The sequence below is a fragment of the Bacillus cereus group sp. N24 genome (assembly GCF_016483345.1).
Lineage (GTDB): Bacteria > Bacillota > Bacilli > Bacillales > Bacillaceae_G > Bacillus_A > Bacillus_A toyonensis.
In genome coordinates, this window is sequence record NZ_JAEHCA010000009.1 from 1 (window position 1) to 25,727 (window position 25,727).

Genomic DNA, 25,727 nt, shown 5'->3' on the forward strand with positions numbered 1-25,727 from the left:
ATATGTTAATCACCCTGTAATAGAATTTTAAGAACCTATAGAATATGTAAAAGATCCTGAAAAAGAATTTGAAGAAACGAAAGAAGAAGTAAAAGAGCCGGTAAAAGAAGTTGAAGAAATAAAAGAAGAAGTAAAAGAACCGGTAAAAGAAGTTGAAGAAATAAAAGAAGAAGTAAAAGAACCGGTAAAAGAAGTTGAAGAAACGAAAGAAGAAGTAAAAGAGCCGGTAAAAGAAGTTGAAGAAACGAAAGAAGAAGTAAAAGAACCGGTAAAAGAAGTTGAAGGTACAAAAGAAGAAGTAAAAGAAGTTGAAGGTACAAAAGAAGAGGTAAAAGAATCAACAACTGGATTGAATCAAGAGCCAAAAGGGGATAATCAAGTTGGGCCGGTGAAGGTGGTAGGACAAGAGAGTACGCAAGAAAAAGTTTCAAATAAGCAACAAGCTAATAAGCAAGAGGAAAATCAGAAGTCTTTAGCAGCAACTGGTAGTCAAGCTAACACATCGAGTTTACTTTCGGGATTAGCATTTGTTCTTTCAGCATTAAGTATGTTTGTATTTAGAAAGAGAGTATTTAAGAAATAAATAACGCTTTATCTTATTATTACAAAAATATATAAATCTTTGAGAAGACCTTATCATAGCAATTTCATGTTGAAATATGCTTATGATAAGGTCTTTTTGAATAGGGGAAGGATATGGATACGAGGATGTTTTAATAGCTAAAATAATGGAGAAACTGTAGCGGAAATTGTAAGTACTTTTCGTTCACGATACGTTCAAATTGTATGAAGAAATAATATGAAATATTGCATTTTATATCTTTTTATCCGGATAATATGTTAATTTCGTGAATGGAATATATAAATAGGGGGCAATGATATGAACAAGAAATCAAAGATTAATAAAATGATGCTTAGTATTAGTACAATGGCGCTATCGTTAGGAGCAATTCAAACGAATGTTTCAGCAGAAGAAAAGGTGCCATATAATGTATTGCATTCGAAACCAGTTGGAATTGAAAAATCAGTAGATGAGATCGGACACGTTTCTAAAGCCGAGGAAACATTATCATTTCAAGAACGTTTAAAAGTAGGAGATTTTTCACAGCGACCAGCATCTATTACGAAGAACTCGGCAGTAAAGCAAGCTAAAGAAAGCTATTCAATGGCTGATTTAAACAAAATGAATGATCAAGAGTTAGTTGAAACGTTAGGCAGTATTAAGTGGCATCAAATTACAGACTTATTCCAGTTTAATGAAGATGCAAAAGCCTTTTATAAAGATAACGGAAAAATGCAAGTAATTATAGACGAATTAGCTCATAGAGGTAGTACATTTACGAAAGATGATTCAAAAGGAATTCAAACGTTTACTGAAGTGTTACGTTCAGCTTTTTATCTTGCATTTTATAATAATGAATTAAGCGCTTTAAATGAAAGAAGCTTCCAGGACAAATGTTTACCTGCTTTAAAAGCAATCGCAAAAAATCCAAACTTTAAGCTTGGAACAAATGAGCAAGATACAGTAGTATCTGCATACGGTAAATTAATTAGTAATGCATCAAGTGATGTTGAAACAGTACAATACGCATCGAATATTTTAAAACAATATAATGATAATTTTAATGCATATGTAGACGATCGTATGAAAGGACAAGCTGTATACGATATGATGCAAGGCATTGATTATGATATACAGTCTTACTTAAATGAGGCCCGTAAAGAAGCGAATGAAACGATGTGGTATGGAAAAGTAGATGGGTTTATTAATGAAATAAATCGTATTGCTCTTCTAAATGAAGTAACACCAGAAAATAAATGGCTCGTTAATAATGGAATTTATTTTGCTAGCCGTTTAGGGAAGTTTCATAGCAATCCAAATAAAGGATTAGAGGTTGTTACACAAGCAATGCATATGTATCCACGTTTAAGTGAACCGTATTTTGTTGCGGTAGAACAAATTACAACAAATTATAACGGAAAAGATTATAGCGGGAATACGGTAGATTTAGAGAAGATACGTAAAGAAGGAAAAGAGCAATACTTACCAAAAACGTATACATTCGACGATGGATCTATTGTATTTAAAACTGGGGATAAAGTGTCAGAAGAAAAAATTAAGAGATTATATTGGGCTGCGAAGGAAGTAAAAGCGCAATATCACCGCGTAATCGGAAATGACAAAGCCTTAGAACAAGGTAATGCAGACGACGTATTAACGATAGTAATCTATAATACTCCAGATGAATATCAGTTAAATAGACAATTGTATGGATATGAAACAAACAACGGTGGAATTTATATTGAAGAGACAGGTACATTCTTTACATATGAGCGTACGCCAGAGCAAAGTATTTATAGTTTAGAAGAGTTATTCCGTCATGAGTTTACTCACTATCTTCAAGGGAGATATGAAGTCCCCGGTTTATTTGGAAGAGGAGATATGTATCAAAATGAAAGATTAACTTGGTTCCAAGAAGGGAATGCAGAATTTTTCGCAGGATCTACTCGTACAAATAATGTAGTACCGAGAAAGAGCATCATTAGCGGATTATCATCTGATCCTGCAAGCCGTTATACAGCAGAGCGCACATTATTTGCTAAATATGGTTCTTGGGATTTCTATAACTACTCGTTCGCATTGCAGTCTTACTTATATACGCATCAGTTTGAAACATTTGATAAAATTCAAGATTTAATTCGTGCGAATGACGTGAAAAATTATGATGCATATCGTGAAAATCTAAGTAAAGATTCTAAGCTAAATAAAGAGTATCAAGAGTATATGCAGCAGTTAATTGATAATCAAGATAAGTACACTGTACCGGAAGTAGCAGATGATTATTTAGCTGAACATGCACCAAAGTCGTTAACAGAAGTGAAGAAAGAAATTAGTGAGACGTTGTCTATGAAAGATGCAAAAATGACAAAACACGAGTCTCAATTCTTTAATACATTTACATTAGAAGGTACGTTTACAGGTAGTGTAACAAAAGGTGAATCAGAAGACTGGAATGCAATGGGTAAAAGAGTAAATGAAGCTTTAGAACAATTGGCGCAAAAAGAATGGAGCGGCTACAAAACGGTTACAGCATATTTCGTCAATTACCGTGTGAATAGTTCCAATGAATTTGAATATGACGTAGTCTTCCATGGTATCGCAAAAGATGACGGAGAAAATAAAGCTCCGACAGTTCATATAAACGGTCCTTATAATGGGCTTGTAAAAGAAGGAATTCAATTCAAAAGTGATGGATCAAACGACGAAGATGGAAAAATCGTTTCTTATTCATGGGAGTTTGGAGACGGAAGAACAAGTACAGAAGTTAATCCAGTACATGCATATGAAAAAGAAGGAACTTATAAAGTAGTGTTAAGAGTAAAAGATGATAAAGGAAAAGAGAGTAGAAGTGAAACAACTGTTACGATTAAAGATGGAAGTTTAACAGAATCTGAACCAAATAATCGTAAAGAGGAAGCAAATCGTATCGGACTAAACACTACTATAAAAGGTAGCCTTATCGGCGGGGATCACACCGATGTTTATACATTTAATGTAGCATCAGCGAAAGATATCGATATTTCTGTTTTAAATGAGTATGGAATTGGGATGACGTGGGTACTTCACCATGAATCAGATATGCAAAATTATGCTGCTTACGGTCAAGCTAATGGAAATCATATAGAAGCAAAATTAAATGCAAAACCAGGTAAGTATTACTTGTATGTATATAAATATGATAATGGCGATGGAACGTACTCATTATCACTAAAATAAGTTCTTTTCCAATGTATGTTTAACTTTACTTTTTGTGGAAAATAGTATATTATATAGATATATAATATATCGGTTATTTTCTAGGAGGAGCCTGTCACAATAGGTTTCTCCTGTTCTTTTTTAGAGACCTGTCTTACAGGTTTTTCTTTAAAGGATAAATAACTGAAAATTGAGATTAATAATCTTTGAAAGAGGTGAGGCATACACATAACAAAAAAGGGATTGTTTAAGAAAGGGGGATAAGAAATGTTCTTGTTTGGTTATCCACTTGAAACAATTTATTTATATGGATTTATTATTGCTACTATACTCACTGTTATTTATATTTTCTTTGGAGATATATTTGAATCAATATTTAGTTTTGGGGGCGGATCTGTATCCGTTGTTACTTTACTACTTAGTTTCTTCGCTATGTTATGTGGACTTAGTTATATAGGAGAATATTTATTTTCCTTTAATAGTACTATTATTTTCGCTGGTTCATTTGCTATATCTTTTATCGGTGTTTTCATAATGAAAATATTAATTTTAAAACCGATTGCAGAAGCAGAACAAAATACCGTACAACGTATGGATGAATTCATTGGTTGCAAGGGAGAAGTCATTACGACAATTCCTACAGAAGGATTTGGTGAAGTATTAATCTCCTCCCAATTTGGAAGTAATGCAATCCCAGCTAAAACAATTGGAAAGAAAGATATTTCACAAGGAACTGAAGTTATTATCGAGGGAGTTCAAGATGGTGTTTTGCTTGTACAAAACATGGCTTATTCTTTAAAGAAACCAAAATTATAAGGGGGAATTTACATGACGATTCCATTAATTATCGGTGGAGTTTTACTCGCAATTTTAATTCTACTCATTTTAGTATTCATTACGAAGTATCGAACAGTTGGTCCAGATGAAGCGTTAATTGTTACAGGGAACTGGCTTGGTGGTGGGAAAAATGTTGTTACCACTGATGATGGAAAGAAGATTAAGATTATTCGCGGTGGCGGTACTTTTGTAGTTCCAATTATGCAAAGAGCAGAGCCTTTAAGCCTATTAAACTACAAATTAGAAGTTGGTACACGTGATACGTATACGAAACAAGGTGTACCAATTACAGTAAATGGTGTTTCTATTATTAAAGTAGGATCGACAATTGAAGAAGTTTCTACAGCAGCTGAACAATATTTAGGAAAAGAAACGGAAGAGTTAAAAATAGAAGCAAAAGAAGTTTTAGAAGGGCATCTCCGTGCTATCTTATCTTCTATGACAGTAGAAGATGCGTATAGTAATAGAGAGCAATTTGCTCAAAAGGTGCATGAAGTAGCTTCTACAGATTTAAAGAAGATGGGTCTTCGCATCGTTTCTTTTACAATTAAAGAAATAATGGACAAAAACGGATACTTAGATGCGCTTGGACAGCCGCAAATTGCAATGGTTAAGCGTGATGCAACAGTTGCAAATGCAGAGCGTGAAAAAGAGGCACGAATTGAAAAAGCTCGTGCTGAGAAAGAAGCAAAAGAAGCAGAATATCAACGTGATGCACAAATCGCTGAAGCTGAAAAACATAAGGAATTAAAAGTGCAGTCCTATAAGAGAGATCAAGAACAAGCTCGTGCAGATGCGGACCTTTCTTACGAATTACAACAAGCGAAAGCGCAACAAGGTGTTACAGAAGAGCAAATGCGCGTTAAAATCATTGAGCGTGAAAAGCAAATTGAATTAGAAGAAAAAGAGATTGCACGTCGTGAAAAGCAATATGATGCAGAAGTGAAGAAAAAAGCAGATGCAGATCGCTATGCTGTCGAACAATCAGCAGAAGCGGAAAAAGTAAAACAAATGAAAAAAGCAGATGCGGATCAATATAAGATTGAAGCAGAAGCAAGAGCACGTGCAGAAGAAGTTCGTGTAGAAGGTTTAGCGAAAGCAGAGATTGAGAAAGCACAAGGTCAAGCGAAAGCGGAAGTACAAAAAGCACAAGGTACAGCAGAGGCAGATGTTATTAGGTTAAAAGGTTTAGCAGAAGCAGAAGCAAAACAAAAAATTGCAGAAGCATTTGAATTATATGGTCAAGCGGCAATTATGGATATGGTTCTTAAAATGCTTCCAAGTTATGCGAAGGAACTTGCAAGTCCGCTTAGTAACATTGATAAAATCACAGTTGTCGATACAGGCGGCGGTGGTAAAAATAGCGGGGCCGGAAAAGTAGCGGGCTATGCGACCGATTTAATGGCAACGATGCAAGAAACTTTAAAAGCTTCTTCTGGAATTGACTTAAAAGAGCTATTAGAAGGATTTGCAGGAAAAGGAGCGGTACAACAATTATCAAGTGATAAACCGGTTGTATCTGTAGTAGAAGATAAGAAAAAAGAAGTAGAAAAAGATAAAGAATAGTAAGGTAGGCAGGACCTCTAGCATGTGCTAGAGGTTCTTCTGTGAATCATAATATTTCGAATAATATACATTTTTATACATTGTTTTAATTATTTAATTTTTATAGAATGAAGTAAGTATGCAATAATCCTTTAAATTTAGAATGATGAGTAAAAAGAAATAGAGAGTCTCGTCAATTTATTTATATCTTATAATTTTTATAAATAGATTAATTGTAATTTATTGCATGTAAAACGGTATGGAGGGGTAGAAATATGTTTCAAAGGAAGTTAAGGAGTAGTAGTTTAAAAACAAAGTTACTTGTGTCATTTATTATCATTTTAATTCTTCCAAGTATTGTAATTGGTTGGACGTCTTATCAGCAGGCGAAAACAAATTTTAATGAAACGATTTTAAACTCGGCGAAAGATAATATAAAAATTTTGGATAATGTAATTAATAAGGAATTGGATAGTAAAAAAGTAGATGCAACTTATTTTACGAAATTATTTACACAATCAAGTTACCAAGCGGATCAAATACAAAATATCCAAAATAAACTAGAAGAATATAATAAGTTACATCCGGAAATGGAAGCTATCTATACTGGGTCTAGCAACGGGCAATTTATTCAATCACCGGCAATTCAAATGCCGGAAGGATATAATCCTACAGAAAGAGATTGGTATAAAGAGGCAGTGAAAAAAAGCGGAGAAGTGATTGTAACTGCTCCATATAAGTCAAAAACGACAGGGAATACGGTTATCACATTGGCAAAACAAAATGAGGATAAAAGTGGCGTTCTTGGGATTGACTTAATTATCAATAATATTGTAACTACTTCCAAGATGGTTAATATTGGTAAGGAAGGTTATGTAGCGATATTTGATCAAGATAAAAATGTAGTCGCACACCCGACACTGAAGCCGGGTGAGAAGTTAGAAGAGAAACTTAGCAAGGAATTTTATAAACAGGAAGCTGGTGATTTTCATTATTCATTAGATGGTGAAGATCGTAACATTACTTTTAAAACGAATAAGAAAACTGGATGGAAAATAGCGGGGATAATGCCTTCAAAAGAAATTATTCGAGCGGCTGAACCTATTTTCTATAAAACGATAACTGTTATTGGGATTTCATTAATGATTGGTGGGGTTTTAATTTACTTCATAATTGCTTCTATTATTAAACCGTTAAAACAACTTGTTCTATCATCTAGGAAAATTAGTGAAGGTGATTTAACAGAATCTATTACAGTTCATTCTAAAGATGAAATCGGGCAGTTAGGAGAAAGTTTTAATGAGATGGCATCATCATTACATAATGTCATTTCCAATATAAATATTTCAGCAAGTCATGTAGCAGCATCTTCAGAAGAATTAACAGCTAGCATGAAGCAGACAAGTGAAGCGACAGAACAAATTACACAAGCTATAGAGCAAGTGTCGAGTGGGGCTGAAATACAAACGAGAGAAGTTGAAGAAGGAGCGACGTTATTAGAAGAAGTTACAGAAGGAGTTCAGCGTGTTGCTGATAGTTCTTCATTAGTATCAACAGCTTCTATGTATACGAAGAAAAAAGCTGAAGATGGTGGGAAGTTAGTTGAGCAAACTGTGAATCAAATGCAATTAATTCATGAGTCAGTTTCAAATTCAGATAAAGTCATTGCTTTATTAGATGATAAGTCGAAACAAATCGGAGCAATTCTGGAAGTGATTCAACATATTGCAGAGCAGACAAATTTATTAGCATTAAATGCTGCAATTGAGGCTGCGAGAGCTGGGGAGCAAGGAAGAGGATTTGCAATTGTAGCGGATGAAGTGCGAAAATTAGCTGAACAATCTGGACAGTCTTCTACGGAAATTGGAAAACTAGTGAAAGAGATTCAATTTGATATAAAAGAAACGGTAAGCTCTATGAATCAAGTTGGAACAGAAGTACAATCAGGTCTTGTAGTTGCAAATGAAACGAAGCAAAGCTTTGCTGAAATATTGAAATCTACAAATGATACAGTTGTGCAAATTGATAGTATGGTAGAAGTAGCGAAACAAATGACGGTAGATGCCAAACAAGTAAGTGCATCTATTAATGAAATTGCAGCTACGATTGAAGAAAATGCAGCAAGTGTTCAAAATATTGCTGGCTCTTCTGAAGAGCAATTAGCTTCAGTAGATGAAATTAATGGAGCAGCAGTTCACTTATCACAAATGGCAGAAGAATTGCAAGAGATGATTGGCAAGTTTAAAGTGTAATAACAAATATTAAGAAACGAGGTAGTAATTTTACTTCGTTTCTTTTTTTATGGAGATAAAAATAAAGAAATGTGTAGTAACCGTGTTATGATTAAGTTTAATAATTAAAAAAACTGTATTTTCTTTAAATTCTATCTTTATCCATGTTAGGGGAATGGTTTTGAAATTTAAAAAATTAAAACTACAACCGAGAATTACATTAACTATTAGTACACTTATTCTTGTTGTGCTTTTGTTAACAAGTTATTTGTTTTACTACATATTATCTGAAACAGTAGAAGAGCAAATTGGTAAAAGAGCTTTGCATGTTGCGAAAACAGTTGCAGCTATACCGGAAATCGCGGAAGCTTTTCAAAAAGAAAATCCAGCTTCTATTATTCAGCCGATTGTAGAAAAAATTCGAATTGATACAGATGCTGATTTTATTGTGGTTGGAAATAAAGAAGGGATTCGTTATGCACACCCCAAGAAAGACAAAATAGGAGAAGTAATGGTTGGTGGAGATAATAAAGGAGTGCTATTAGAAGGGAAATCTTACGTTTCGAAAGCAACGGGATCACTAGGACCTTCCTTACGCGGAAAAGTTCCAATCCGTAATCAGGATAATAAAATTATTGGTGTAGTATCTGTTGGATTTTCAATGGATGATATTCATGGAGCGGTAGAAGTGTATGGAAAGCGTGTATTTTGGATTACAATAATCGGTTTGTTAATGGGGATAATCGGTTCCATATATTTAGCTGCAAGTATAAAAAGAATGATGTTTGGGATGGAACCAGAAGAAATTTCATCTTTATATGAAGAGCATAGTACAGTGATTCAATCTGTACGAGAAGGGATTATCGTAATTGATAAAAAGGGCATGATTAGTTTAGTCAATCAAGCAGCCTACGATATTCTTTCACTAGACAACCGAAAAAATATCATTGGATCATTTATTTTAAATATAATTCCTAATTCATCCATACTAGATGTACTTCAAACTGGTGAAGAACAGTTTGATCGTCAATTAAATATAAAAGGGCAGGCTGTTATTGCTAATCGTCTACCTATTAAAGTAAATAATAAAGTAACCGGCGTCGTATCGAGCTTACGTTTGAAATCTGAAATGGATCAGTTAACAGCAGAATTATCTCAGACGAAGCAATATACAGAGGCGTTACGAGCACAAACCCATGAATACAACAATTTATTATATACGCTTTCAGGTCTTATCCAATTAGAGTCATATGAAGATGCTCTAGAGCTCATTCATAAGGAGACGGCGGTATATCAAGATTTTGTTCAATTTATTATGAAGCGAATTCAAAATCCATGGCTAGGTGGAATTTTAATTGGATTTTATAATAGGGCAAGAGAGTTGAAGATTGATTTTGTACTAGATCGAGAAAGTAGTTTAGAAACATTAAGTCCGCATATTGAGAGTAATTATGTCGTTTCGATTTTAGGGAATTTAATTACAAATGCATTTGAAGCAATTGAAAAAAATCAAGAGCATGATAAGAAAGTTAGAATGTTTGTAACAGATATCGGAGAAGAAATATTAATTGAAGTGGAAGATTCGGGGCAAGGGATTCATGATGAAATAATTACTAGCATATTTTATAAAGGCTTTTCAACGAAAGAAGGAGAGAAGCGAGGATATGGATTAGCAAGAGTGAAAGAGTTAGTAGAAGATTTAAATGGAAGCATTGCAATTGAAAAAGGGGATTTAGGTGGTGCGTTGTTCATTATTGCATTACCGAAAGAGAGAGGCGAGTTGTAATGGGTGAGGAGATTGAAGTATTAATTGTAGAAGATGATATTCGGATTGCGGACATTCATCGGCGTTTTACTGAAAAAATTGAAGGATTTAAAGTAATTGGAACAGCAACGACTGGGGAACAAGCGAAGGAATGGCTAGAGCTTGTGAAGCCACAACTCGTTTTATTAGACGTGTACTTACCTGATATACAAGGAACAGAACTTGTCACATATATTAGGCATAATTTGCATGATACAGATATTATTATGATTACAGCTGCATCGGAAACAGATGTAGTAAGGCATGCTTTACGTGGTGGAGTAACTGATTATATCGTAAAACCACTTATGTTTGACCGTTTTAAAGCGAGTTTAGAAAGTTATCAAAAAAAGATTAGGCAGTTAAAGAAAAGCAATCAATTATCTACAGAACAAATTGAACACTTATGGTCTCAAAGAGGTGTGAAGGGAAATACAGTTGAATATGCTCCAAAAGGAATAGATCCTTTAACTTTAGCGAAAATAAAAAAGCATATGTTAACAGTTAATGAAGAAGGAATTACCGCAGAAGTGTTAAGCTCGATGGTTGGAGTAAGTCGATCAACAGCGAGACGCTATTTAGAGTATTTAATATCTGGGAAGAAAGTACATGCAGAGCTTATATATGGAAGTGTAGGGAGACCAGAGAGAAGGTATTTTCTCGTTTCTTCATAAAAAAAACAGTAGAGGATTTATTTCTTCTACTGTTTTTTGCGTCTTATATTGGAATAATCCCAATTACAATTCCAGTGATCAACATCACCATTGTCGTTCCAACGGCCCACAATAAAGTGAAGCGTTGATGTTCACCAAAATCAACTTTAGCCATTCCGACCAATAAATAAGTGGAAGCGACAAGAGGACTTAATAAGTGAACGGGTTGACCGAGTAAGGAAGCACGTCCCATTTCAGCTGCACTAATTCCATAAGTAGCAGCAGCCTTCGTTAAAATAGGTAATACCCCGAAGTAAAATGCATCATTGGACATGAAAAATGTGAACGGCATACTAAGAAGAGCTGTAATAATTGGCAACTGTGGTCCAAGTGCATCTGGTATAAGAGTTACTACACTTTGAGCCATTGCATCTACCATTTTTGTTCCAGATAAAATACCAGTGAAAATTCCAGCAGCAAATACGAGTGAAACAACAGCTAATACGTTTCCTGCATGAGAGGCAATACGTTCTTTTTGTTGTTCTAAGTTTGGATAGTTAATCATAACAGCAATAGCGAAAGCAACTGTAAAGAGAACAGGTAACGGCATAACTTCTAGTATGAGACAGACAAGTAATATAGCGGTCAATAAAAAATTAATCCATAGAAGTTTAGGGCGTTTATGCACGGCAGCTTCTACTGTGGCAGCTTGCTCATCCATTGTTTGCATTTGTTTTAAATATTGCACATCCATAATGCCTAAACGTTTTCTTTCTTTTTTTCCAAGATAGTAGGCAACGAAAACTACCCAAATTGCACCAGCAATCATTCCTGGTATAAGTGGTGTAAAGAGCTCTGATGCATCTAGTCCAAGTGCACTCATAACTCGAGCAGTTGGTCCACCCCAAGGTGTAAGATTTGTCACACCTGCCCCTAACATAACAACCCCAGCTAATATAAGTGGATTCATTCCGAGACGTTTATATAATGGGTACATTGCGGAAACAGTAATCATATACGTTGTTGTTCCGTCCCCATCTAATGAAACGATAATAGTAAGAATGGCTGTACCAACAACAATTTTTAAAGGATCCCCTTTTACAAATTTTAATATTTTACTAATGACAGGATCGAATAAACCGCTATCGATCATAATTCCAAAATATAAAATGGCAAACATAAGCATAATACCGGTAGGTGCTAATTTTTGAATGCCCTCTAACATCATAGGACCCATGTCTGCATAAAATCCGCCAATTAATGCGAAAGTAATTGGAATTAATATTAATGCTACTAATGCTGACATACGTTTCGTCATGATTAAAAACATAAAGACAAATACCATTGCAAATCCAAGTAGAGCTAACATCCGATCTCCCCCTTTAAAAAATGATTGCGCTTTCAAAATAAAACGAAAATTCAGAACAATGTTTTTTGTTTATCATAAAAGCATCTATCCAAATGGTAAATAATTTGAAAAATAACACCATTAGAAGCATAATTTTTATTTTGGTCATATTGTTCACGAAGGTAATTTTGAATTTTTAAAAATATAATTTACTTCTAACAAGAGTGATAGAATAAGGTGAAAATAGTGAAGTGCGAAGTAGGGAGTAGATTTTGAATGGAAACGAGAATAGAAGAAGTTTATAGTTCTTATGAGGGGAAGATAGAAGAGATTTTTGTTAATGAATCTTCTTATGTATATGAGTGGGAAAAATTAATGATGGTCCGAAAAAATAATGGTGAGCTTGAAAAAGTCGCGGTCGGTATCAGTGGAAATATAAGATTAGTAAATGTAGAAGTTGGGCAGAAAATTAATACAGATACATTATTAGTTAAGTTAGAAGATGATTTATTAATTACGGGCTGTGAATGATGAAAGATGTGTAGAAATAGCTACACATCTTTTTTGTTTTCTATATTACAAAAAGCACATTGTTTTTTCACAAATCCCACACAAGTTTTTGATATTCTCCTTGTGGAGTATACGGTTTTTAGGGAGGAATAGTGATGAGAATAAAGTATGTTGTGCTTGCTATATGTTTATGTTTCTTATTTACGATAGTGGGGTGTGGGAAAAATGGAACAACAGCTGTGGCAATTGATGAGAAACATGATAAGTGTGATATTTGCCAAATTGGGGTAACGGATAATCAATTTGCAACAGAAATCATTTTAGAAAATGGAAAAGCGTTAAAGTTTGATGATATTGGTTGTATGTATAAATGGATGGAGATTAATCCAGGCGAAAAGACGAAAGAAAAATTTGTTCGAGATTATGATTCGAAAGATTGGGTTTCGTTAGAAGACGCTACTTACGTATATGATAAAACAATAACGACACCAATGGCTTATAATGTCATTTCATTTAAAAATAAAAAAGATGCAGAGAGCTTTGTATCTAACTATAAGGGTAAGGTTCTTTCGTATAAAGAGCTAGCAGAGCATAAATGGGAAATGAATAAAGAAATGATGGGGAAACCGAAAACAGGGAATCACGGTGGGCATCATTAATACTAGAAAAAGACAACTATATAGTTGTCTTTTTCTAGTATTACTCAGGTGCAAATATAGAAAAGGTGTAAAATTTTTAGAAGAACGGTTACAATGGAATATAGTGACCTAAAGCAATCATTTATGTACTTTTTAGAAATGTATACAAATGCGGTTAAAACGTGCTAAACTAATTGCTTCATAATGTTAATGATGAGGCCATCAGGCGTATCATTCCAATAGGTTGAGAAACATAGGATAAGCTTAAGATAATCCGATTAAAGAAGGAATATAAAGGGCTTATGGATAAATGTACTCAAGAAGAGTTATTGTATGTGATGGAGGAATGGTTAAGAAAACATTATCTTTCATAGGAGCTGTAGTTGTGAGAAAACAAAAAATTTTATTATGTATGTTATTAGGACTTTTAATGACGGTAGTGGCTTGCGATAAGCAAGAGGAACCAGAATCGAAACCGGTTCATGTGAAAAACGAAAAGAAAAAAGAAAAGCATAAAGAACAAGAAGAAGTTAAAGAAGAAAAAAGTATAAATTTACTGGACAAACAGTTGTTACTTTCAGCGACTCTTGGAGACACAGAGACAGCTATGAAGTTGATTCAGGATGGAGCGAATATAAACGTAGAAGGTGACAACCGAGAAACGCCTATCCTTGCAGCAACGTACCAAAATCATGTAGAGACAGTTAAAGCATTAATTGGTGCAGGTGCAAATATTGAAGTCAAAGATGAGAAACAAAGCAATCCATTCCTTTATGCAAGTAGAGAAGGGTATACGGATATTGTAAAAGTATTAATTAATGCAGGAGTTAATACGAAAGAAACGACTAAGTCAGGTGGCACAGCACTCATTTCTGCATCTGAGCGTGGTCATGTAGAGGTTGTTAAAGAATTATTAGAGCATACAGATATTGATGTGAATTATAAAAATGAACGTGGTGGTACAGCTTTAATAGAAGCAATTGTATTGGGAAATGGTAGTGAAAGCCATAAGAAAGTAATTCAAATGCTTATTGACCACGGGGCAGATGTAAATATGGCCAATAAGGAAAATATTACGCCGCTGCAATATGCTGAAAAAAGAGGTTTTAAAGATATTGCGAATGTGTTGAGAATAGCTGGTGCGAATGAAGTAGTGCAGCCGCAACCACAACCGGTGGAATAATAAGAAAAAGACATAAAGAGTACGAAATAATCCCATTTAGATAGACAGAATGAAGAAGTCATTTTAGTATGATTGATTCAGTAATGTGTATTTAAATGGGATTTTTGTTTTGAACATCAGAAAATAGAGTATGAATGGATGGTATATGGAGGCTACACAGGGTAATGAAGGAGGGCATAAATGCGATTTTCAGAACTTGAGTTAATAGTAATTCAGGCAGAGGTTTTATTTGTTCATAATCAAGTGGGAAGAATAAAGAGTGTAAATGAACAGGGAAATCCGAAAGCACCACGTTTTTTTCTTAGCAAAACTCGTGAAGGGAATATAACGAGATATCATTGTAATTTGGATGGTGAAATAATAAGTAAGATTGAGAAATTAATTCGAGAACGTTCAAATCACATAGAGATAGCAAAGATCATGAAAGTATTAAATGAAGAGAGAACGGTAGAGAATATTTGGATGGGTCCTGCTTACATGTTTCCAAATAATTCAAATGAGCCGACTAGGGTGATACAAATAACAGAGAAAAATAAAGAGCTCATGCGAGAAAATTTTCCTAATCTAATAGAACAGATGGAATGGAGGCAACCTTATTTTGCAATTGTTGAAAATGAACAAGTCGTTTCTATATGCTGCAGTGCAAGAAGTACGCCTATAGCTGCTGAGGCAAGTGTGGAAACTGTAGAGGGCTTCCAGGGAAAGGGATATGGTGCTGATGTCGTTAAAGCTTGGGCAATGTCAATAAAAGAAGAAAAACGTATTCCGCTTTATAGTACCTCTTGGGATAATTGTGCTTCACAAGCAGTGGCGAGAAAACTAAAACTTATTAACTATGGAATGAATTTACATATTGATTGAAATGTAAATATTGTTGTGTTCTGTTAGAGTTTATTCGTATATCTGGATTATTGTAAAAACAATATGGTGAATATTAACATTCGATTAACACCTAATTAACAATTTATCAAAACTGACTTAATAAATGCGTAATATAGTAAAGGTAACAAAATAACTAGGGTAGAGAACATTTGAGAACACCCGCTTACATATAACGTGCCACTTTCTTAGGTGTGCTCTATTCCCTAGAGTTCAAATAAGGAGAAGGGTGTTCTATGTAAGTAGGTGTTTTTAGTTTGGATAAAAATAGAAAAGCTAGGTGGAATAAATGTTTAAAGAACCTCATATCGCGATGATAAAGGATTGGAAAGGGTATAAAGCATACAAAAAATTACCGAAAACAGTTTTTCTTATGACTGGTTCAATGCTGGAGTTACCAGAGCGTGTATATGAATTACAGAAACATGGACATGATGTATTTCTTCATTGTGATTTTATACAAGGCTTAAATACGAACACAGAGGAAGCCCTTTTGTATATTCAAGATGTTATCGGAGCACAAGGTATTATTTCAACAAAAGGTTCGACAATTCGAAATGCCAATAAAATTGGATTAAAAACGATTCAACGAATTTTTATTGTCGATACTTTATCTCTTACAAAATCAATTGAAAATTGTAAAACGACTAAACCAAATGCGGTAGAGATTATGCCTGGAATTATGCCTTCTATTATAAAACAGCTAGCAGAGAAAATAGAGTTTCCTATTATTGCAGGTGGATTGATTCAAACGCGGGAAGATGCGGAAATTGCCATTCGTGCGGGAGCAAGTGCGATTTCAACGAGTCATTATGAAGTATGGATACAAGAAGAAAAAAGGAGTGCAACCTTGTGATCGAATTGAAAGATGTTTCAAAGATATATATAAATGCGGAAGAGACAGCGGTTAAAGATGTATCGGTTCATATTAAGAAGGGAGAATTTTTCGTTTTAGTTGGACCTTCGGGATGTGGAAAAAGTACATTACTACGAATGATCGCTGGCTTAGAAGAAATCTCTTCGGGAGATTTAATGATTAATGAACGTGTTGCAAATAATTTAGAGCCGAAAGACCGTAATTTATCAATGGTATTTCAAAATTATGCATTATATCCACACCTAACTGTAGAAGAAAATATTTTATTTGGACTTAAGGTAAGGAAGGTACAAAAAGAAGAGCGACAAAAGCGATTAATAGAAGCTATTGAAATGGTAGGGCTGAAAGAGTATGTGAAAATGAAACCGGGCCAATTATCAGGCGGACAAAGACAGCGTGTTGCGCTTGCCAGGGCGATCGTGAGTCAAGCACCGATTTGTTTAATGGATGAACCACTTTCGAATTTAGATGCGAAATTACGTGCGCAAATGAGGATTGAAATTAGAGAAATTCAGCAACGACTCGGAATTACGATGATTTACGTTACTCACGATCAAATAGAAGCGATGACTATGGGAGATCGTATCATGGTCTTGAATAAAGGAAGTATACAACAAGTTGGAACACCTCTTGATATATACAACGAACCAGCAAACGAATTTGTTGCAAGTTTTATAGGTTCTCCTTCTATGAATATAAATGATGGAGAAGTGGATAAAGAAAAAGGCGTATTACATATAGGGCAATTGCAAATTCCATTATCTATTGGACAGTTAAAGCAATTACCAGCAGGGACAATTCGAATAGGTATGCGTCCTGAGCATATTGCATTGTCTGAGGCAGGACAAGAAGTTACGCTGCAATCTGTAGAAGTATTAGGGAATGAGTCTATATTAAACTTTGCGGTAAATGGAACAACTTGGAGTGCGAAAGTCATCGGACAGTTAATCCTGAACAAAGGTGACAAAGTAAAATTATTATTCTCGCAAGAAAAACTATGTTTCTTTCACCAAAATAAGAATGAACGATTAAAAGTGGTGGCTGAAGAAGAGTTGAAAGTGGTGGCGAAATAATGATTGAAGTAGGGAAGTTACCAGTTCAAACAGCAGTGTCAAAAAAGAAGAGTTTATGGGGCAGAACGAAAGATTTAAGAATAGGATTATTGTTTTTGGCTCCATCTATTTTGTTATTTTCAATTTTTCTTTTCTATCCATTGTTTAGGACGATTTACTATAGCTTTTATTTAACAGATATACACGGAGAAGCCAATCTTTTCGTTGGCTTAGAAAATTATCAATATTTATTTTCTGATCCTGCTTTCTACAAAAGTATAAAGTCAACTTTATTATTTGTTTTATATACAGTGCCTACTAGTATTGTATTCGCCTTATTTCTTGCATTAATTGCAAATGAAAAAGTAAGAGGTATTGGATTGTTCCGGGTTCTCTTTTCTTCAACGATGGGAATATCAGTAGCTGCTAGCGCAGTGATTTGGCTATTTTTATTTCATCCAAGTGTAGGGTTATTTAATAATATATTAGCCGCTATAAATCTTCCGGCAATCGCATGGTTAACGAGTCCGGACTGGGCACTGTTTTCTGTATCGGTTACAACGGTTTGGGTGAATACAGGATTTGCATTTTTAGTTATATTAGGTGGTTTGCAAAATATTGATACGTCTTTATATGAGAGTGCATCTATAGATGGTGCTAGTTATTTATATAAGCATCGCCGCGTTACATTACCGATGCTATCACCAACTTTATTCTTTATCGTGACAGTAACGTTAATTAGTGCATTCCAAAGCTTTGGACAAATTGATATTTTAACGCACGGTGGACCGAATGATGCAACGAATTTAATTGTGTATTCGATTTATAAAGAGGCATTTGTGAATCATCAATTTGGAACAGCAAGTGCACAAGCGATGGTATTATTTGTTTTCATTTTTATTGCTACATTACTTCAATTTAAGTTTGCTGAGAGAAAGGTGCATTATAAATGATCGTTAAACAGTGGAAACAAAATTTCCTATTATACATGCTGCTCATTATTAGTGCAGTAATGGTGTTTTTTCCTGTACTCTATGCGTTTTTAATAAGCTTTATGACACCAGATGATATTCAAATGAGAAGGTTATTTCCGACCCAATTTACTTTCGATAATTTTATGAATATCTTTCGAAAAGTACCGCTTTTTACATACTTGTACAACAGTTTAATTGTATCGACGATTGTTATGATTGGACAACTTATCGTATCCAGTTTAGCAGCTTATGCTTTTGTTTTTCTTCAGTTTAAAGGGAGAAACGTAATTTTCTTCTTGTTTATTTCAACGATGCTTATTCCGTGGGAAGCAACGATGGTACCGAACTTTTTAACGATTCAAAACTTTGGTTGGATCAATAGCTTTGCTGGGATGACAGTGCCATTTTTTGCAACAGCTTTCGGTATTTTCTTACTACGCCAACATTTTATGACGCTTCCGAATGAATTGAAAGAAGCTGCTTTTATTGAAGGGATTGGAAATGTAAGGTTTTTATTCAGCGTTGTAATTCCGTATTGTAAAACGAGTTTTATTACGCTTGGAGTATATAGCTTTTTAACAACATGGAATATGTACTTGTGGCCGCTCTTAGTGACCACTGATGAAAAAGTCAGAACAGTTCAAATTGGTGTGAAGCAACTTCAATCTCAAGAAGTTGCAACTGATTGGGGAAGCGTAATGGCCGGTGTTACGGTTATCGTCATTCCAACGTTGATTTTACTATTTTTAGGGCAAAAGCAATTACAACAAGGATTAACAAAAGGTGCAATTAAATAAGCATACATAGGAAAAGGTGGGATTGAGATGAGTTTATTGAAAAAAAGTGCTGCTCTTTTAATGGCAGCCACAATGGCATTAACTGGGGCTGCTTGTTCAAATAGTAAAACAGAGGGGAAACCTGAAGCGCAGGCAAAAGTAGCACCAGTTGAAAAAAATGGTGATAAAACTGTAATTCGTTTTTGGCATGCGATGGGTGGAAAAACACAAGGTGTACTAGATGGGCTTGTTGCAGACTATAATAAATCGCAGAATAAGTACGAGATAAAGGCAGAGTTTCAAGGAACATACGAAGAGTCTTTAACGAAGTTTAAAACGATGTCTGCTACGAAAGAAGCTCCAGCTCTTGTTCAATCGAGTGAAATTACAACGAAATATATGATTGATAGCAAAAAGATTACGCCTATCGATAGTTGGATTAAAAAAGATAAGTACGATACATCAAAATTAGAAAAAGCAATTACAAATTATTATTCAGTTGATGGAAAAATGTATTCTATGCCATTTAATTCATCTACGCCAGTATTAATTTATAATAAAGATGCTTTTGCAAAGGCTGGGTTAGATCCAGAGAAAGCTCCACAAACATATGCTGAATTAAAAGAAGCCGCGAAAAAGTTAACGATTAAAGAAGGCGGAAATGTAAAACAATATGGATTCTCTATGCTCAATTATGGTTGGTTCTTTGAAGAATTGTTAGCGACACAAGGGGCTTTATATGTAGATAATGAAAATGGCCGTAAAGATGCTGCAAAGAAAGCGGTATTTAACGGTAAAGAAGGACAGAAAGTATTTGGAATGTTAGATGAATTGAATAAAGCTGGTGCACTAGGAAAGTATGGAGCAAGTTGGGATGATATTCGTGCCGCGTTCCAATCTGGACAAGTTGCTATGTATTTAGATTCTTCAGCAGGTGTTCGTGATTTAATTGATGCATCTAAGTTTAATGTAGGTGTTTCGTATATTCCGTATCCAGAAGATTCAAAGCGAAATGGTGTTGTTATTGGCGGTGCATCATTATGGATGACGAATATGGTTTCAGAAGAAACGCAGCAAGGTGCATGGGACTTTATGAAATATTTAACGAAGCCAGACGTACAAGCAAAATGGCATACTGCAACAGGATATTTCTCAATTAATCCAGATGCATATAATGAATCGTTAGTAAAAGAGCAATATGAAAAATATCCACAGTTAAAAGTAACAGTAGAACAATTACAAGCGACGAAGCAATCTCCAGCAACTCAAGGTGCATTAATTAGTGTATTCCCAGAATCACGAGATGCAGTTGTAAAAGCATTAGAAGCAATGTATGACGGAAAGAATAGTAAAGAAGCGTTGGATGAAGCTGCAAAAGCAACAGATAGAGCGATTAGCATTTCAGCTCGTACGAGCCAAAAATAAAAGAAAGCCGTATCCTAAAGGGATACGGCTTTCTTTATAGGGAGATAAGGGATCAAAGAAATGATGAACTCTTATCTCTTTTATATGAGTAAAGGGTCTAGAATGAATATTGTCCTTTTCATTATTTATTTAACTCCAGTGCAACTTGTTTACCATTTACGAAAACCTCTACCACCGCTACTACAACTTCCATCACTTTTTTCATATCTCATCTCTCCTTGTTTTTTGTTTCATTTCTTACTTTTAGTATAAGGAAATATAGTAATTACAACTATCGAATTGAATGACAAGAGACTTACAGTGTTGTAAGGAAATTAGCTGCATTTGTAATAATAATAATACTTTCTAGTAGTTAGGTTCAGAAAATTCCTTCAAATAAAGTTATAATTAGAAATAACTTTATTTAGAAAGAAGGAGAAAAATGAATAGGATACTTGTCATTAGTGATATTCATGGAGAGATTGATAAATTTAAAAAGTTACTTGAGGAAATACAATACAACGCAAAACAAGATCAATTAATTCTATTAGGGGATTATGTGGATCGTGGTCCGAATGCACGTGCTGTACTTGAAAAGGTGAAAGAGCTAAAAGAAGAAGGAGCATTCGTTTTAAAGGGAAATCATGAAGATATGATGATTAAAGCGCTAACGACAGATGAGGAACGCTCATGGAACCATTGGGTAAAAAGAAATGGTGGAGATAAAACGTTATATAGCTATGGATTTGTAGAAGAAGATATTGCAGTTAATGAAGGGGACTTCCAAAAGCCAATTTTACAATCTCACGTATTAGAGGAACATGTAAAATTTATTCAAGAATTAGATCATTACATTGAAACAGAAGAGTATATATTTGTACATGCTGGTGTTGAGCCAATGAAACGAGTTTCTGAATCTGAACCATACACGTTAATGTGGATCCGTAATGAATTTCATAGTGGGTATAGTGGCGAAAAGGTTGTTGTATTTGGCCATACGGAAACAAAAACGCTTCATGGTAGTGAGAATTGCGGAGTATATTTTGGTAGTAATCGTATTATTGGAGTTGATGGCGGGGCTGTGTATGGCGGTCAATTAAATTGTTTGGAGTTGCCGAGTAAAAAGGTGTACGTAGTAAAAAATTGAAAGAGATAAGGGGAATCTTATTTCTTTCAATTTTTTATTAAGCAAAATTTAAGAAAGAGCTTTTATAATAAAGGCTCAAAATTTTATATCTAGCAAAAACTTAGAAGGAAATAGTTGAAAATGAAATTACATAATAGGATTACATTCTTTCGTTATGAAGAGCAGAAATGTAATAATAAATAGAATTGAACTATAGTATGGAAGGTGAGAATATGCGCTTACTTGTAGTAGAAGATAATGCTTCGTTATTAGAGTCTATCGTACAAATTTTGCGTGATGAATTTGAAGTAGATACAGCGTTAAATGGAGAAGATGGATTGTTTTTGGCAATGCAAAACATTTATGATGCAATTTTACTTGATGTGATGATGCCAGGAATGGACGGGTTTGAAGTAATTCAAAAAATACGTGATGAAAGAATTGAAACGCCAGTCCTGTTTTTAACAGCGAGAGATTCTTTAGAAGATCGAGTGAAAGGATTGGATTTTGGCGGAGACGACTATATCGTAAAGCCGTTTCAAGCACCAGAATTAAAGGCGAGAATTCGTGCTTTATTACGCAGAAGTGGTAGTTTAACAACAAAGCAGACAATTCGATATAAAGGAATTGAATTGTTTGGAAAAGATAAAGATGTTCAAGTAGAGGGACAAGATATTAAGCTGACATTAAAACAATATGAGCTTTTAGAGTATCTCATTCAAAATAGCGGAAAGATTTTAATGCGTGAACAAATTTTCGATCGTGTTTGGGGATTTGATTCAGATACGACAGTAGCAATTGTAGAAGTGTATGTGCATCATTTACGTAAAAAATTAGAGCCATTCGGTTATCAGAAAGATATTCAAACTGTTCGTGGTATTGGATATATATTAAAAGAGAAATGAAAAAAGGAAGTATGTTTCAAAAAACACGCATTCGTCTGACTATAGTGAACTCATTAGTATTTATCCTATTAATAGGAGTATTAGGTAGTATTGTTTATTCGTACACATATAAGCGTATTTATAATGAAGTGGATCAATCTATAAAAATGATGGCTCAGTATGGAGAAAAACTAGATGTTAAAATACCACCAAGAAAACGCATGGAGAATATCCAAATTGGAGATCCGCGGGTAACTAGAATAACTTGGAATGGGAAAATAGTGAAAATAGAGGGTGATAATCGTAAATTCCGTTCTATTTTTGAAGAGAATTTGGAAAAGTTTTCTCCAAAAAAGTTAGAGGATTTGCAAGATATTGAAGTGCAAGGACGATATTTTAGAGCATTTTCGCTTCAAAAAGATGGAGAAATAGTTCAAATCGTGCGAGATATAACAGCGGAAGAAGGAATGTTAAATACTTTATTTTTAATTCTCGTGATAGGTTGTAGTATAGGAAGTCTCTGTGCAATAGGTATCGGCTTTTTCCTAGCTGGCAGAGCACTCATACCGATTCAAAATTCATGGGAGAAACAGCAGCAGTTCGTTTCCGATGCATCGCATGAATTAAGAACGCCACTTGCAGTTATTCAATCAAAGACGGATGTGTTATTTCAGTCCCCCTCCGCTACGATAGAAGAAAAAGCGATGGACATTTCTACAATATCTAAAGAATGCAGGCGGTTATCGAAACTAGTTAGCAACTTATTGTTGTTAGCACGTTCGGATTCTAATCAAATTGAGATGGATAAAAAAACATTTGAAATGGGTAAATTGTTAGAAGAAATAGTAGATCCATATAAAGAAATTGCTTCTTATCAAGAAAAAGAGATGATATTAAAAGTAGAACGTAACATGTCTTTTATGGGTGATAGAGAACGGATTCATCAAATGATGGTCATATTGTTAGATAATGCGATGAAATATACGAATGAAGGCGGTCATATTCGAATTGATTGCACGCAAACGAGCAGCTCGATTTGTATACAGGTGAAAGATGATGGGATAGGCGTGAAAGTAGAGGATATCCCAAAATTATTTGATCGTTTTTATCAAGGGGATAAAGCAAGGAGTACATCAGAGGGAGCTGGATTAGGTCTTTCAATCGCCAAGTGGATTGTAGAAAAGCATTACGGAAAAATATTAGTAGAGAGCAAATGGGGAGAGGGTACTTGTTTTGAAGTAGTTCTCCCTAAAAATCAAAAAATATAAGTAAGAAGACGATCTTGTTTTTACAAGGTCGTCTTTTTTTAAGGGAAAGTTAAGAAACTATTTATATTATGTATTGCATAAAGAAAAATTGTTACATGAAGAAGAGATTATAGAGGTGTATGTGAGTAAATTTTCTCGATCATAATGTTATCTCAGGCAGTGATGAGATGTATGTATAGTATTTAAAAAATGATCCCGCTATTTTCTGGACAGTAAAACTCGGCTGGAGTCGGGCTGTCCGGAAATACTCGATTGGTGAAGGCTAATATTCAGTGGAAGATGAAGCTTCCCATTGAGTATAGTTTCACTTTATGGGAATGATGGGAAAGAAAGTATAAGAGGGAGGAATTAATTTTGAAAAAGAAAATGATGATGGTATTCACTATTGGAGTAATGAGTTTAAGTATATTAGGCGGTGCCTCTCCTTCTGAAACATCGAAAGGAAAGACAGACTATGCGCAGCGCAGTAAAGAGCAATTAAACAATGGAAAAATACATGTAATAAATACAGAAGAAAAAGCAGAGAAATTAGGTATTGAAACGGAAGGAAAAGAACAAATTACGCTAGAAAAAGAAATTCATGAAACAGAAGTAGGCAGAGAAGCAGAACAGTTAGGAATTTCGATTGAAGGAAAAGATGTTGGAATTCTTTCAGAAGAAATCTATGAAACAAAAGTGAAGCAAGAAGCGTTAAACTTAGGGATATCTGTAGAGAACAAATCGATTGTGGATTTAATAAGCCAAATCAATGCAATCAAAATTAATAAGGAAGCAGAGAAATTAGGCGTTTCGACTGAAGGAAAAGAAATAGAAGAGGTTGCGGAAGAAATTTATGGAACGAAAGTAAGAGAAGAAGCAGGAAAGTTAGATATTTCTCAAAAAGGAAAAGAGATAGAAGAGTTAGCGCAAGAAGTGTACGAACAAAAAGTACAGGCCGAAGCAAAAAAATATCATATTGATTTGTATGGTAAAGATATATATCAAGTATTAAGAGAAATTAATGAACAAAAAGTGCTACAATTGGCAGATGAGCTTAATATGGACAAAATGAATATGAACATTCAAGAATTAGCAGAAAAAATAAAAAGAGATCAGCCTGAAAAAGGAAAAGAACTAAATTTTGTACCGATGGTTCGAACGGATGCTGACGCGTTTTATTCTTATTTAACGAATTAAAAAGGGCGTGAGAGTGATACGAAAATTGAAGTGGTATATATGCATAGCTTTACTTGGCGTAGCAGTATGGAGTGTATATACAAATGGAATCACAAAGTATATGGAGAAATTAACATCCTTCATACAAAGCGGAAAAAGAACGGAGTTTAGTAATAATGATGAAAAGATCCTCTTATCAAATGTGCCTTTAATTCAGCAGTTACCAGAGCTGGATAGAGGGTGTGAAGTGACAAGTTTAGCAATGATGTTACAATACGCAGGCGTTTCAGTAGATAAGATGAAATTAGCAAATGAAATAAAAAAAGTTGATTTTATGGTTGATGGTGTACGCGGAAATCCGAATGAAGGGTTTGTAGGAAATATTTATACCTTTTCTGAATCCGGTTATGGTGTATATCATGGGCCACTTTTTCAGTTAGCGAAAAAATATTTATCTAATAAAGCTGTGGATTTAACAGGAAAGAGTATAGAGGAAATGTATAAGAGTGTAAAAGCAGGGCAACCGGTAGTCATGATTACAAATGCAACATATGCTCCTTTAGATGAAGATGAATTTACTACATGGAAAACAAATAGTGGGGATGTTTCTATTACATATAATGAACATTGTGTTGTACTTATTGGGTACGATAAGGAATCTGTATATATTCGAGACCCGCTTGATGATAGCTTAGATGTGAAAGTACCAAGAGAAAACTTTGAACAGGCATGGGTGCAAATGGGGAGTCAGGCAATTAGTTATGTAAAGAGCTCTAAATAAATTAGGACGGAGAGTTTTAACAATATAGCTATAAGGTGAAGGATA

22 protein-coding genes and 1 pseudogene are annotated in these 25,727 nt (G+C 34.5%); 22 read left to right on the forward strand and 1 reads right to left on the reverse strand.

The window, feature by feature from the left end:
* Nucleotides 1-349: 349 nt before the first annotated feature.
* From JDS95_RS31715 to JDS95_RS14980, 8 genes and pseudogenes are all read left to right on the forward strand, one after another.
* Entirely contained in the window at nt 350-583 is a 234-nt protein-coding gene (locus JDS95_RS31715; protein WP_002042600.1) for an LPXTG cell wall anchor domain-containing protein, read from the forward strand.
* 297 nt (nt 584-880) lie between these two features.
* On the forward strand, nt 881-3,778 hold the full coding sequence (gene colA, locus JDS95_RS14955) for a collagenase ColA (RefSeq protein ID WP_001036365.1): 2,898 nt from the start codon (nt 881-883) through the stop codon (nt 3,776-3,778).
* Between the two features lie 246 nt (nt 3,779-4,024).
* Nucleotides 4,025-4,573, forward strand: a complete 549-nt coding sequence (locus JDS95_RS14960) for an NfeD family protein (protein WP_000478274.1) — start codon at nt 4,025-4,027, stop codon at nt 4,571-4,573.
* 12 nt (nt 4,574-4,585) lie between these two features.
* The gene (locus JDS95_RS14965) at nt 4,586-6,160 is read left to right on the forward strand and encodes a flotillin family protein (protein ID WP_000154994.1); all 1,575 of its coding nucleotides are present in this window, start codon (nt 4,586-4,588) and stop codon (nt 6,158-6,160) included.
* Nucleotides 6,161-6,414: 254 nt separating this feature from the next.
* A pseudogene (locus JDS95_RS32135) lies at nt 6,415-7,449 on the forward strand (HAMP domain-containing protein); the annotation flags it as partial.
* Nucleotides 7,450-7,530: 81 nt separating this feature from the next.
* A complete protein-coding gene (locus tag JDS95_RS32140; RefSeq protein WP_370512681.1) occupies nt 7,531-8,391 on the forward strand; it encodes a methyl-accepting chemotaxis protein in 861 nt (286 codons plus the stop codon).
* 160 nt (nt 8,392-8,551) lie between these two features.
* On the forward strand, nt 8,552-10,156 hold the full coding sequence (locus tag JDS95_RS14975; protein WP_139823581.1) for an ATP-binding protein: 1,605 nt from the start codon (nt 8,552-8,554) through the stop codon (nt 10,154-10,156).
* Nucleotides 10,156-10,848 carry a response regulator gene (locus JDS95_RS14980; RefSeq protein WP_000503458.1) on the forward strand — a complete coding sequence of 231 codons (693 nt, stop codon included), beginning with the start codon at nt 10,156-10,158 and terminating at the stop codon, nt 10,846-10,848. Before JDS95_RS14975 ends, JDS95_RS14980 begins: the two co-directional genes overlap by 1 nt.
* A gap of 43 nt (nt 10,849-10,891) precedes the next feature.
* Here JDS95_RS14980 and JDS95_RS14985 read toward each other — a convergent pair whose 3' ends face one another.
* The gene (locus JDS95_RS14985; protein ID WP_000880434.1) at nt 10,892-12,196 is read right to left on the reverse strand and encodes a CitMHS family transporter; all 1,305 of its coding nucleotides are present in this window, start codon (nt 12,194-12,196) and stop codon (nt 10,892-10,894) included.
* Between the two features lie 255 nt (nt 12,197-12,451).
* Here JDS95_RS14985 and JDS95_RS14990 point away from each other — a divergent pair, with 255 nt between their 5' ends.
* The 14 genes from JDS95_RS14990 (at nt 12,452) to JDS95_RS15055 (ending at nt 25,682) form a co-directional block, all read left to right on the forward strand.
* Nucleotides 12,452-12,706, forward strand: a complete 255-nt coding sequence (locus JDS95_RS14990; RefSeq protein ID WP_000450026.1) for a hypothetical protein — start codon at nt 12,452-12,454, stop codon at nt 12,704-12,706.
* 134 nt (nt 12,707-12,840) lie between these two features.
* Entirely contained in the window at nt 12,841-13,344 is a 504-nt protein-coding gene (locus tag JDS95_RS14995) for a nitrous oxide reductase accessory protein NosL (RefSeq protein WP_001220935.1), read from the forward strand.
* Between the two features lie 289 nt (nt 13,345-13,633).
* Nucleotides 13,634-14,506: an ankyrin repeat domain-containing protein gene (locus JDS95_RS15000; RefSeq protein ID WP_000287349.1), complete on the forward strand. Its 873-nt coding sequence runs from the start codon at nt 13,634-13,636 to the stop codon at nt 14,504-14,506.
* Between the two features lie 180 nt (nt 14,507-14,686).
* Complete coding sequence (locus JDS95_RS15005; protein ID WP_001212340.1) at nt 14,687-15,367, forward strand: GNAT family N-acetyltransferase; 681 nt, start codon at nt 14,687-14,689, stop codon at nt 15,365-15,367.
* Between the two features lie 307 nt (nt 15,368-15,674).
* Nucleotides 15,675-16,241: a glycerol-3-phosphate responsive antiterminator gene (locus JDS95_RS15010; protein WP_000471996.1), complete on the forward strand. Its 567-nt coding sequence runs from the start codon at nt 15,675-15,677 to the stop codon at nt 16,239-16,241.
* The gene (locus JDS95_RS15015) at nt 16,238-17,335 is read left to right on the forward strand and encodes an ABC transporter ATP-binding protein (RefSeq protein WP_000571195.1); all 1,098 of its coding nucleotides are present in this window, start codon (nt 16,238-16,240) and stop codon (nt 17,333-17,335) included. The genes JDS95_RS15010 and JDS95_RS15015 overlap by 4 nt, the downstream gene beginning before the upstream one ends.
* On the forward strand, nt 17,335-18,267 hold the full coding sequence (locus JDS95_RS15020) for a carbohydrate ABC transporter permease (protein WP_199690603.1): 933 nt from the start codon (nt 17,335-17,337) through the stop codon (nt 18,265-18,267). Before JDS95_RS15015 ends, JDS95_RS15020 begins: the two co-directional genes overlap by 1 nt.
* Nucleotides 18,264-19,085 carry a carbohydrate ABC transporter permease gene (locus tag JDS95_RS15025; RefSeq protein WP_000635953.1) on the forward strand — a complete coding sequence of 274 codons (822 nt, stop codon included), beginning with the start codon at nt 18,264-18,266 and terminating at the stop codon, nt 19,083-19,085. Before JDS95_RS15020 ends, JDS95_RS15025 begins: the two co-directional genes overlap by 4 nt.
* Nucleotides 19,086-19,112: 27 nt before the next feature.
* Nucleotides 19,113-20,489, forward strand: a complete 1,377-nt coding sequence (locus JDS95_RS15030; protein ID WP_000054809.1) for an ABC transporter substrate-binding protein — start codon at nt 19,113-19,115, stop codon at nt 20,487-20,489.
* 421 nt (nt 20,490-20,910) lie between these two features.
* Nucleotides 20,911-21,615: a metallophosphoesterase family protein gene (locus tag JDS95_RS15035; protein ID WP_001079920.1), complete on the forward strand. Its 705-nt coding sequence runs from the start codon at nt 20,911-20,913 to the stop codon at nt 21,613-21,615.
* A gap of 212 nt (nt 21,616-21,827) precedes the next feature.
* On the forward strand, nt 21,828-22,499 hold the full coding sequence (locus JDS95_RS15040) for a response regulator transcription factor (RefSeq protein ID WP_001238627.1): 672 nt from the start codon (nt 21,828-21,830) through the stop codon (nt 22,497-22,499).
* A gap of 11 nt (nt 22,500-22,510) precedes the next feature.
* The gene (locus tag JDS95_RS15045; protein WP_002042614.1) at nt 22,511-23,746 is read left to right on the forward strand and encodes a sensor histidine kinase; all 1,236 of its coding nucleotides are present in this window, start codon (nt 22,511-22,513) and stop codon (nt 23,744-23,746) included.
* 354 nt (nt 23,747-24,100) lie between these two features.
* The gene (locus tag JDS95_RS15050; RefSeq protein WP_000728558.1) at nt 24,101-24,922 is read left to right on the forward strand and encodes a hypothetical protein; all 822 of its coding nucleotides are present in this window, start codon (nt 24,101-24,103) and stop codon (nt 24,920-24,922) included.
* 13 nt (nt 24,923-24,935) lie between these two features.
* Nucleotides 24,936-25,682 (forward strand): C39 family peptidase, encoded by a 747-nt coding sequence (locus JDS95_RS15055; protein ID WP_000619783.1) that lies wholly within the window; start codon nt 24,936-24,938, stop codon nt 25,680-25,682.
* The last annotated feature ends 45 nt before the right edge of the window (nt 25,683-25,727 follow it).